The organism is Micromonospora sp. NBS 11-29, assembly GCF_002140155.1.
In the GTDB taxonomy this organism is placed as follows: Bacteria; Actinomycetota; Actinomycetes; order Mycobacteriales; family Micromonosporaceae; genus Micromonospora.
The window spans coordinates 116,787-125,465 of record NZ_NAPR01000022.1 but is presented as its reverse complement, the minus strand read 5'-3'; the positions used below and the strand labels follow the sequence as shown (position 1 = coordinate 125,465).

At 72.2% G+C, this 8,679-nt stretch carries 7 protein-coding genes; 2 read left to right on the top strand and 5 right to left on the bottom strand.

Features of this window, described 5'->3' with window-relative positions:
- Positions 1-38: 38 nt before the first annotated feature.
- Positions 39-1,589: an FAD-dependent oxidoreductase gene (locus B1205_RS24240; protein ID WP_089157709.1), complete on the bottom strand. Its 1,551-nt coding sequence runs from the start codon at positions 1,587-1,589 to the stop codon at positions 39-41.
- A gap of 215 nt (positions 1,590-1,804) precedes the next feature.
- Between B1205_RS24240 and B1205_RS24235 the strand changes: the two genes are divergently transcribed.
- Together B1205_RS24235 and B1205_RS24230 are read left to right on the top strand one after the other, a co-directional pair.
- Complete coding sequence (locus B1205_RS24235; protein ID WP_089157708.1) at positions 1,805-2,740, top strand: putative sugar O-methyltransferase; 936 nt, start codon at positions 1,805-1,807, stop codon at positions 2,738-2,740.
- Positions 2,737-3,723 carry an NAD-dependent epimerase/dehydratase family protein gene (locus B1205_RS24230; RefSeq protein ID WP_089157707.1) on the top strand — a complete coding sequence of 329 codons (987 nt, stop codon included), beginning with the start codon at positions 2,737-2,739 and terminating at the stop codon, positions 3,721-3,723. Before B1205_RS24235 ends, B1205_RS24230 begins: the two co-directional genes overlap by 4 nt.
- On the opposite strand, the gene B1205_RS24225 is transcribed toward B1205_RS24230, so the two are convergent.
- The 4 genes from B1205_RS24225 to B1205_RS24210 are packed head-to-tail and all read right to left on the bottom strand — an operon-like array spanning position 3,715 to position 8,571.
- Positions 3,715-5,091: an NDP-hexose 2,3-dehydratase family protein gene (locus tag B1205_RS24225; protein WP_089157706.1), complete on the bottom strand. Its 1,377-nt coding sequence runs from the start codon at positions 5,089-5,091 to the stop codon at positions 3,715-3,717. The two genes, B1205_RS24230 and B1205_RS24225, sit on opposite strands and share 9 nt — an antisense overlap.
- A complete protein-coding gene (locus B1205_RS24220) occupies positions 5,088-6,122 on the bottom strand; it encodes a glucose-1-phosphate thymidylyltransferase (RefSeq protein ID WP_089157705.1) in 1,035 nt (344 codons plus the stop codon). Before B1205_RS24220 ends, B1205_RS24225 begins: the two co-directional genes overlap by 4 nt.
- The gene (locus B1205_RS24215) at positions 6,119-7,318 is read right to left on the bottom strand and encodes a glycosyltransferase (protein WP_089157704.1); all 1,200 of its coding nucleotides are present in this window, start codon (positions 7,316-7,318) and stop codon (positions 6,119-6,121) included. The genes B1205_RS24220 and B1205_RS24215 overlap by 4 nt, the downstream gene beginning before the upstream one ends.
- A 35-nt stretch (positions 7,319-7,353) precedes the next feature.
- Entirely contained in the window at positions 7,354-8,571 is a 1,218-nt protein-coding gene (locus B1205_RS24210) for a 3-deoxy-7-phosphoheptulonate synthase (protein ID WP_254910162.1), read from the bottom strand.
- Positions 8,572-8,679: the final 108 nt, after the last annotated feature.

Sequence of the window (8,679 nt, the reverse complement as noted above, 5' to 3'; positions counted from 1 at the left end):
GCCCGGCCGACGGGCAGGTCGGCCGGGCACGCCCCGGGTCAGCCGATGCTGCGTGCGAAGCGGAAGAACCCGTGCCGGTCGTAGTCACGCTTGACGCGCACCAGCCGCGGGTAGTTCTCGGCGTAGTACTCCGCGCGCCAGTTCGGCAGCGACGGGTCCCAGAAGTTCTGGTAGCTCTCCCGCAGCGAATGCCGGTCGAGCACGGCGAAGCCGTCCGCGAGCCAGCTCTCGGTGAGCGCGACGTCGTCGCTGGTGTAGTTGGCGTCGATCATCTGCCCGGTGAAGCCGGCCAGGATCTTGGTGGTCCGGTGCACGTAGGCGGTGTCCGTGCGGGCCGGCTCGTTCGCCGCCCCGCCGAGCGCCTCGAAGTAGAGCATGCGGTCCTGCGCGGGCGTGGAGTTGGCCGGATCGGTCAGGACGGCCACGAGGTCGTCGACGTCGGCGCGGGGCACCGCGGCGTCGTACATCCGGGACCGGGTGTGGTAGTGGATGGCGCGGGCCACCCGTGCGTCGGGACCGGTGCCGACCCGGTGGCACTGCGCGGTGGTGAGCGTCGTGCAGCCGTACAGCGACATCATCATGTCGTGCACGGACGACGGGGCGACCTGGCGGGTGTAGGGGGTCACGCCGATCTCCCCGACCAGTTGGTCGATGAGCCGCTCCAGATCCTCGATGGCGCCGTACCAGACACCCGACATGATCACCACGGTCTCCGGCGTGGGTGGGTTCCGGACCCGGGTCAGCAGGAGCGAGGACAGATCGTTGGGCGCCGAGATCACCCAGTCCTGCCACTTCTCGATCACCGAAGCCGCGTCGTTCAGCCAGATCAGCCGGTAACCGATGAGGGTGTCGCGCTCCACCGGCCGCAGCGTGTAGCTGGTGACGACGCCGTAGTTGCCGCCGCCGTTGCCGCGCAGCGCCCAGAACAGGTCGGGGTGCTCCCGCGCCGAGGTGCGTACGACGCGCCGGTCGGCCAGCACCACCTTGGCCGAGACCAGCCGGTCACAGGCCATGCCGAACTTGCGGGTCTGCATCCCGATGCCGCCGCCCTGGAGGTAGCCTCCCGCGCCCACCGTGGGGCAGATGCCACTGGCCAGGGCCATCCCGTGCGGGGTCAGGGCGGCCAGCGCGTCGACCTGCTGGGTGCCGGCGCCGATGGTGACGTACCCATTGTTGATCGTGACCTGGTTGAGCCGGGAGACGTCGAGGATCATGCCGGTGGTCGTCGAATAGCCGCCGAAGCTGTGCCCGCCGCTGCGCGGGACGGTGTGCACGGCGTGGTCGTGCGCGAAGGCCAGGGCGGTCCGGACGTCCTTGGCGCTCTCGCAGTACGCGACCGCCATCGGATTGGTGCTGTCGAACTGGGCGAGGGACTGCTCGCGGGCCTGCCCGTAACGCGCGTCCGTCGGCAGGATGAGGTCGCCGTCGAGGTGGCGGCTCAGCGACTCCCACCTCGGCCCGCCGCCACCGCGCCGGCCGGTGCCGCCGGCGGCGGAACCGCTCGGTTCGGCGACGCCGCCCGTCACCACGCCCACCGCCGACGCGGCGGCGAGGCCCAGGACGGCGCGACGAGAAACGTTACCTGTCACAGTGGATCTCCCCGTGAGAGTGGGACAACCATTCGATCCTAGTCGATCTCTGTGGGGGCGGGTATCGTCCGATGTGCTGAGTGGACCGCCCCGTTCCTCCAGCGGATTCCGGCCGGGCGGGCGCGAATCGATCGCCTCGGTGGTCGAGGGCCGGCGTCCACGACTGTCAAGTCGACTGGCTTTCGGCCCACCCGCGGCGGGTGTAGGAAAAAGCCATGACTGAGCAGGTCCAGCAGGCGCACCGGCGGTACGGTCCGAGCGAGCAGTGGCGGCACATCAACGAGGCGCACATCACCGAGGAGGCCGTGGCCGACCTCGCCGGATTCAAGTCCAACGGGGTCAACTTCAAGCTGGCGCTGTGGAACCCGGCGCCCAACGGCGTGCGGTACCTGAAGGCGCTCACCTTCCTCCTCGGCATGCAGCTCGACCCGACGAACCGGGAGCGGCTGCGGCGGACGCGCAACCGGGAGGTCGGCGACCCCTATTCGGTACGGTGCCACGGTGAACCGGTGTGCCTCGACTACCTGCAGGCCGTGCACGAGGTCGACTTCATCGCGACACAGGTGACCCTCGACGGCGCCCGGATCCTGGAGATCGGGGCGGGCTACGGCCGGACCTGCCACACCATGCTGTCCAACTACGACCTCGCCGGTTACACGATCGTCGACCTGCCGAACACCCTGGCCCTCGCCCAGCGGTACCTGCACACCGTGCTGGAGCCGGAGCAGTTCGCGAAGATCCGCTTCCTGGGTATCGACGACATCGACGACACGGTGCGGGCCGACCGCTTCGACCTGTGCGTGAACGTCGACTCGTTCGCCGAGATGAGCCCCGGCACCGTGCGCGACTACCTCGCGCTCGTCGATGCCACCTGCGCGCACTTCTACGTCAACAACCCGGTCGGGAAGTACCTCGACAAGACGCTCGACGGGCACTCGCAGGGCACCGCCGTGGTGGAGCTGGCGTTGACCAGCGGGCTGCTGCGCGACGTGATCGACATCCACGACAGCGAGGCGGTGCGGGAGAAGGTGCCCGCCTTCGAGTCCGCGTACCGTCCCGGTGAGCGGTGGGAGTGCGTGGCGAGCGACCGCGCGATCGCGTGGAGCTACTACTGGCAGGCCCTGTACCGCGCCGAACCGGTGACCCGGTGAGCGCCGGCGGGGGCCGGCCGCTGGTCGCGGTGCTGGGTGGTTCGGGCTTCGTCGGCGCCGCGGTGGTGGAGGCCCTCGCCCGGCGGCCGATCCGGCTGCGGACCACCGGCCGCCGCCCGCAGTCGGTGCCGCCCGGGGCGGTGGCCGACATCGAGGTGTCGTCGGCCGACCTCACCGATCGCGCGGCGCTGGAGGCGGCGGTGGCCGACGCGGACACGGTGGTCCACCTCCTGATGCACACGGCCGGCTGGCGTGAGGCCGACGACGATCCGGACGTCGAACGGGTGAACGTCGGCGTGATGCGGGACCTCGTCGAGATCCTGGGGGAGAGCGGCCGGCCGACCCCGGTCCTGTTCGCCGGTTCCACCTCGCAGGCCGGCCTGCCGGAGCGGATGCCGCTCGACGAGAGCGCGCCCGACCGGCCCACCACCGCCTATGACCGGCAGAAACACGCGGCGGAGCAGGTGCTCAAGGCGGCCACCGCCGCCGGGCGGGTCCGCGGGGTCTCCCTGCGGCTGCCGACCGTCTACGGCGACAGTCCCCGGGGGAGCCTGAATGGTCGCGGCGTGGTCTCCACCATGGTGCGCAGGGCCTTCGTCGGCCAGGAACTCACCCTCTGGAACGACGGTACGGTGGAGCGCGACCTGCTGTACGTACACGACGCCGCGGACGCCTTCGTCGCCGGGATCGACCACGCGGACGCGCTCGCCGGTCGGCACTGGCTGCTGGGCACCGGCTGTGGTGTGCCGCTGGGCGACGTGCTGCGGACGGTCGCCGACCTGGTCGGCGACCGTCTGGGACGGCCGCCGGTCCCCGTCGTCTGCGTGCCGCCGCCCGACCTCGCCACCGACACCGACATGCACAGCGTCGCGATCGACTCGTCGCGGTTCCGAGCGGCCACCGGCTGGCGTCCCCGGGTGCCGCTGGACGTCGCGCTGCGGCGCTGTGTCGACGCGTTCGCCCGCACCGCCGCCCTACAGTAGGCCGGTGCGCAGGCCGACCACCGCCAGCAGCGTACGTGCCTGCATGTTGAGGTAGTGGCCGTGCCGGGCCAGCGAGTTGAGCTGGCCCGGGGTCATCCAGGCGTAGCCGGGCGGGGGTTCGGTGCCCGCCTCGGCCTCGCCGGCCTCGACCAGCAGGTACCGGCTGACGGCGTTGAGGAACCGGCCGCCCTCGTCGGAGTGCACCGCGGCGTACCGGATCCGGTCGGCGCCGGCCCGGCGCACCAGGTCGAGGAACGGCGGTCGCTCCCGTTCCGGCAGGTGGGCGTAGTTCTCCAGGGTGCACTGCACCGTCGGCCCGAGTTCGACGGTGTCGAGCAGGCCGCCCTCGGCGCGGGCGTGCACCAGCAGGTGCGGCACCCCGCCGAAACGGCGGACCAGGAACGCGCAGACCCCCATGCCGACCGGCTCGAACAGCGGCTGCATCCACGAGGTCACCTCCCGGTTGCCGGCCTCGACGCGAACCCCGCCGACCCGGAAGTACCGGTTTTGGACGTGCCGGATCTCGTGGTCGGTGCGCACCCAGTCGGTCACCTCGGCGAGCGGCATGCGCTGGGCCCGTACGTCGTGCCGGGCCCGCTCGTTGGTGAACCACGACAGCACGTCGGTGTCGGAGCGCATCGCGCCCGCCTCCGCCGGCGCCGTCGGGGCGCAGGCGAGGACGCTGCGGGCGTCCATGTTCACGACGTTGTCGCGCTCCAGCAGCTTGCCGATCTGCCCGAGGGTGAGCCAGCAGAAGTCGTCGTGCGGCGGCACGTCGTCGAGAGTTTCGATGATCATGTTGCGGTTGGACTTGCACAGGAACCAGGAACCGTGCTCCGACTGGAGCACGTCGGCGAGCACCCGGCCCCGGTCCGGCCGGGTGAAGTGTTCCAGGTAGCGCACGCCGGCGCCCTCGTGCACGCCGGTGTAGTTGCTGTGCGTGGCCTGCACGGTCGGCGAGAGTTGCAGCAGCCCGGGATTGCCGGGCTCCATCTTGGCCTGCATCAGGAAGTGCAGGACACCGTCGAACTCCTTGGCCAGGATGCCGAGGATCCCCACCTCGGGCTGCACGATGATCGGCTGCTCCCATTCCCGGCCGTCGATCGAGACACGCAGCCCCTCGACGCTGAAGAACCGGCCGCTGCGGTGCACGATGTTGCCGGTCTCCGGATCGGACGACCAGCCGTCGATCCGGTCGAGCGGCACCCGTCCGACGTCGAAGCGGTGCGCCCGCTGGCGTTCGGCCAGCCAGGCGTCGAAGTCCTGGGTCCGCATGTCCGTGCCGGTCGTGACGGCCCGCAGGGAAAGCGCGAGCCGGGTGGGCAGCCGGGTGTCGTCCCGTGCCGCCAGTCGCGTCGCGATCGTCATGCCGGACTCCTCCGGGCCGAAGGGTTGGCCGGTGCGGTGACCCGCAGCCGTCCGTCGGTGATCTGGCCGGTGACCGGTGGCCGTCCCCGGACGACGGCGCCGGCCAGCAGGATCGAGTCCCGCACGACGGCCTCCCGCACCTCGCAGTCGGGCCCGATGGCGGCGTACGGGCCGATCTCGCTGTCCTCGACCACGGCGCCGGCGGCGACGACGAGCGGGCCGCGCAGCACCGAGCGGCTCACCCGCGCGCCGCGTTCCACCGTCACGTCGCCGTGCACGGCGCTGGCGGCGTCGACCGCGCCGGCGACGCCCGGGCGCAGCAGGTCGAGCAGGGTGCGGTTGCAGTCGAGCATGTCCTCGACCGTGCCGGTGTCCTTCCACAGGCCGGTGAAGGTCTGCGCGGTGACGGCGGCACCGGTGTCGATGAGGTGCTGGATCGCGTCGGTGATCTCGAATTCGCCGCGCGGGCTGGGGCCGATCCGGTGCACCGCGGCGTGGATCTCCCGGGTGAAGAAGTAGACCCCCATGATCGCCAGGTCGCTCGGCGGGGTGGGGGACTTCTCCACCACCGCACGGACGGCGCCGCCCGGCCCGACGTCGGCCACGCCGTACCGGCTCGGATCGGCGACCTTGGCCAGCAGCAGCTTCGCGGCCACCCGGCTGGACCGGAACTCGTCGGCCGCGCCGGCCAGGTCGCCCACCACCACGTTGTCGCCGAGATAGAGGACGAAGTCCTCGTCGCCGAGGAAGCCGGCGGCGAGGCGGACACCGTCCGCGAGTCCGGCCGGGGTGTGCTGCCGGATGTACGTGAGGTCGAGGTCCCACGCCGAGCCGTCCCCGAGAGCCGCCCGGATCTGGTCGCCGTGCCGACCGTCGACGATGCCGACCTCCCGGATGCCCATCGCCCGGATGTTGCGCAGGCAGTGCAGCAGAACCGGCTCGTTGGCGACCGGAATGAGCTGCTTGGGCATCGAGGACGTCAACGGGTGCAGCCGGCTGCCGCTGCCGCCGGCCAGGACGAGCGCCCTCATGTCGGCATCGCCCCGAGCCGGTTCGCCACCTCGGCCGGGCTCGGCATGGCGGCGATCTCCTCGGCGACGGCCTTGGCCGCCTGCCTGGCGTCGGCGTCGGTCAGCAGCTCGGCGGCGGCCTCGGCGATGCTCTCGGCGGAGACGACGGCCGCGCCGCGGAGCTGGTCCGGGCGTTCGACCCCGGCGGGCAGCAGCCGCCGTCCGGCGCCGGTGGCGGTGACCGCGCCGGCGTTGAGGAACCCGTCCGAGGCGAGCGGCAGGAACAACTGGGGCAGGCCGGCGGCGGACGCGCCGAGGGTCGTCGCCGCGCCGCCGTGGTGCACGGCCAGGTCGACGAGCGGCATCAGCGCCCCCTGCGGCACCCAGCCCTCAAGGTGGACGTTGCCGGGCAGCGCGCCGAACTGGTCCGTCGGCAGGTTCGGCCCGGTGGCCACCACCACGTCGGCGTCCAGGGCCGACAACCCGTGTACGGCGGCGCGCAGGGCGGGCGCCGTGCCGACCACGGTGCCGAGGGTGAGGTAGATCAACGGCCGTTTCCGCGGGGCCAGGGCGATCGGCGGTAGCTCACCGGGCTCGCTGAACTGCAGTGGGCGCAGCGGGGACCGCTCCGGGCGGCCCAGGAACGAGGCCTCCTGCAACGAGGACGGATAGATGTCCAGGTACGGGTCGCCGAGCAGGTACCCGCCCGCGGGCACGTCCACGCCCACCTCGGCGGCGACGGTACGCAGCATCGGCATGTCCACCTGCCGCCACGGGTCCGTCCGGTCGGTCGGCTCCGCCCGGGCGTGGGAGTGGCAGACGGCCGGGATGTTGAGGCGGTGGGCCGCCAGCCCGGCCCCCGGGTTGCCCGCCTCGTACACCACCAGGTCGGCCTGCTCCGCTCGCAGCACGGGCAGCAGGTCGGTGGCGTAGCTGCGGGGCAGCAGCTCGCTGAACGCCCGGATCGCGGGCCCGACCCATTCCTTCCACGGCAGCTCCCCGATCCGGTCGCTGCGGTCCTCGAACGCGATGCGGAAGGCGTCCCGGATCTGCATGCCGACCGAGACGGTACGGAATCCGAGTTCCCTCATCAGGGGGTGGAACCGCACGCCGGTGGCGTAGGTGACGTCGTGGCCTGCCTCCCGGCACGCGATGGCCAGCGGCAGCATCGGGTAGGTGTGGCCGTAGCCGGCGAGGCTGGAGAAGACGATCTTCATAGCACCTCTTCGATCGTTGGTGTCGGTTGCCTGTGCTACGTGCGGGAGGCGGCGACCAGCTCCGCGACGGCGAACGCGAGGGCCAGTCCCTGCCGCGCGTTCAGGCGGGGGTCACAGGCCGTCTCGTACCGGGTCGGCAGGTCCTCCTCGGTGATGGCCGAGGCGCCGCCGACGCACTCCGTCACGTCGTCGCCCGTCACCTCGACGTGGATGCCGCCGGGACGGGTGCCCAGCCGCCGGTGCACCTCGAAGAAGCCGGTGATCTCGTCGACCACATGCCGGACGTCGCGTGTCTTGTAGCCGTTCGCCGACAGGTAGGTGTTGCCGTGCATGGGGTCGCACTGCCAGATCACCGACGAGCCGGAGGCGGTGACCTTCTCCACGATCGGCGGCAGCACGTCGCGGACCCAGGCGTGCCCCATGCGGCTGACCAGCGTGACCCGCCCCGGCTCGCGGTGGGGGTCGAGCCGGCGCACGTACTCGACGGCCTGCTCCGGGGTCGTCGACGGGCCGATCTTGACGCCGATGGGATTGGACAGCAGCTCCGCGAAGGCGATGTGGGCGCCGTCGAGCTGGCGGGTGCGCTCGCCGATCCACAGGAAGTGCCCGAGGCCGCTGGACAGGCGGGGCTCCGGGCCGCGGTCGTCCACCCGTAGCTGCGCGCGCTCGTAGTCCAGCAGGAGGGCCTCGTGGCTGACGTAGATCTCGCCGTCGCGGTGGAACTCCCGCACCACGCCCATGCTGCGGGCCGCGCCGGCGCGGGCCCGCAGCATCCGGGCCGGGTCGGGGGTCCGGGCGGTGGGCGTGGGCTCGACCGAGTTGACCATGTCGCCCCGGTAGGCGGGCAGACCCTGGGCGTTGACGGACTGGGAGCGGGGCTTGGCGTACTGACCGGCCATCCGGGCGACCGTGACGACGGGCAGCCCCGCCCGGTGGACGAGCGCCGCCGCCATGTGGGCCAGCGTCCGCAGGTTCCCGCGCTGATGGGCCTCGGTGTCGCCGGCGAACGTCTCGGCGCAGTCGCCACCCTGGAGCAGGAACGCCTCCCCCCGGGCGACCGCGGCCAGCTCGCCGGCCAACCGGGCGGTCTCGTCCGCCGCGACGATCGGCTCCGCCCGGCTCAGTTCGGCCACCACGGCCCGCGCCCGGCGGGGATCGGGCCACACCGGCTGCTGCGCCGCCGGCTTGCGCAACGCCGCATCCAGCCGGGCGGCGAGTGGGCCCTCCGGCCGTACGCCCGGGCCGGTGGTCACGTCGTATGAGTGGTCCCTCGGACGCGGCGAAACCGCGGTCATGTTCTCCCCTTCGGCCGTCGCGTGAGCGGCTTGCGCCGGCACCAACCGCCCGACCAGTTTTGACCG